Genomic DNA, 1,854 nt, shown 5'->3' on the forward strand with positions numbered 1-1,854 from the left:
GAAAGAGTACCCTGGGCAAAATTATTCTGGGACTGGAAAAGCCGGATCAGGGAGAGGTATGGTTTCAGGGGAAGAGCCTTTATTGTTTAAAAGCAAAAGAATTAAAGGAGTTACGGCGAAATCTGCAAGTTGTCTTTCAAGATTGTTATAGCGCTGTTAACCCAAGACTAACGGTAGGGGAGATCATTGCTGAGCCGTTAAGAAATTACGAAAGGCTCACGTCTGTTCAAGAGAAAAAGAAAGTACAGGAGCTTTTGGAGATCGTTGGGTTATGCCCGGAAGATATTCGAAAATACCCATATCAGTTCAGTGGAGGACAGCTACAAAGAATCAATATCGCAAGAGCGATTGCCTTAAAGCCAAAGTTAATTGTTCTCGATGAGGCTGTAAGTGCTTTAGATGTTCTTGTTCAAGTACAAATATTAAATCTTTTGGCACAATTAAAAGAAGAGTTTCAACTTTCATATCTCTTTATTTCCCATGATTTACAGGCAGTCAATTACATCGCAGACCGTCTAGCGGTAATGTACAATGGTGAGGTTGTTGAATGGTTAGATGATTTGGAACAACTAGAACGATTAAAACATCCTGTTTCTAAAAAGTTATTGTCTTCTGTACTGCCTCTATATCCGGGAATATTGTGATGCGGGAAATTAGGTTAGTAACGGAATATCTTAAAAATCAAGTGTTTAAGCTCCGGCGTAAAGCCATTCCATCTCTTATACTGGTATTTCTATATGGGATTCCGTTCTCCGTTGTTTTTATCTATAATGTAAGTGCCGATTTATTCTTTAATGGGGTCAAAAGTGAAAAACGCGATAGCGTATAATATCTGTGTTTTGTCGTCAGAATCTATCACCATCAAGTTAAAATTTTATGAAGATTTTAAACCAGTACCTTATTCGAATAAAACAAAGCCACCTATCATTAGAAGGTGGCTTGAATTTTTTTAGAGTTTTCTCCAAGAATAGGAAACCACTATTAACATTCTTTATTCAAAAACAACAGCTTATTCGGTTTGGTATAACGGTACTTCATTAAAAACGTTCAGCAATATACTGTTTAGCTTTTTTCAGTCTTTATAAAAGGGGTCTCGGCAGTTTTTTGCGGAAAACATGCGCTAATCAAATTCTAGAATAAAAAAGTGACATTTATTATACTTTATGACCATTTTTTATGAAACAAAACTATTTTTCTTTTATTTTTCATCTGCTCAAATATGAACGGTTTTATTGAGATATTTCTAACTATATGTGCAGAACTAAACGTAATTATTCCTCAAAAACCTTTTTGCCTAAAACAAACCAGACATTATTGACGCCTTGTCCATTTATATCACCGGCCTGCTTATCTTTCACAAAGTAATAAAGTGGATGCCCTTTATAAGTTGTTTGCTTTTGTCCGTCATCTCTTATGATAGTATTAAACTCTTTTTTGTTGAAACCTTTAGCGGAGATAATGTTATCTGCATGGAAAGGTGGCCAAATTTCACTACATTGACCTTTGCAATTACTGACGCTAGAATCATCTTTTGTGAAATAATAAAGGGTCATTCCTTCTTGGTCTGCTAAATATGTCCCTACTTTGTCTGATCTTAGCCTTTTAAGCTTGTACTTTTTTGACTCATCCTGAATTATATCCGTGATGGAGAAGGTCTTAACATTCACACGTGCAATAGAGAGATCCCGATTTAATACATAAGCCCGGTCCCCGTCGTGGCTAAAGACAATTGCTTGTCTTGGTTCATTGAAACCGTCAATTGTTTTAACTACCCGGTGATCAGCGACATTGATTACGTCAATCGTATTGTCAGCTTTATTGCTTGCATAAAGGAGCTTGTTATCAGGCGAAAGA

Annotated in this window: 2 protein-coding genes and 1 pseudogene; 2 read left to right on the top strand and 1 reads right to left on the bottom strand. The window is 36.2% G+C overall.

The window, feature by feature from the left end; translation table 11 throughout:
• Both AC1DUW_RS27480 and AC1DUW_RS27485 read left to right on the top strand, forming a co-directional pair.
• The coding region (locus tag AC1DUW_RS27480; RefSeq protein ID WP_477644009.1) for an ATP-binding cassette domain-containing protein at positions 1–644 on the top strand (644 nt) is incomplete at its 5' end.
• Complete coding sequence (locus AC1DUW_RS27485; protein WP_053345691.1) at positions 644–829, top strand: hypothetical protein; 186 nt, start codon at positions 644–646, stop codon at positions 827–829. The genes AC1DUW_RS27480 and AC1DUW_RS27485, both read left to right, overlap by 1 nt.
• Before the next feature lie 442 nt (positions 830–1,271).
• Here the strand turns inward: AC1DUW_RS27485 and AC1DUW_RS27490 are convergent.
• A pseudogene (locus AC1DUW_RS27490) lies at positions 1,272–1,854 on the bottom strand (hypothetical protein); the annotation flags it as partial.

Source organism: Peribacillus sp. P4_C12, from assembly GCF_056402095.1.

What these genes read in the sequence shown, in the direction of transcription:
- AC1DUW_RS27485 (WP_053345691.1), top strand. Translation starts at nt 644, where the DNA reads ATGCGGGAAATTAGGTTAGTAACGGAATATCTTAAAAATCAAGTGTTT.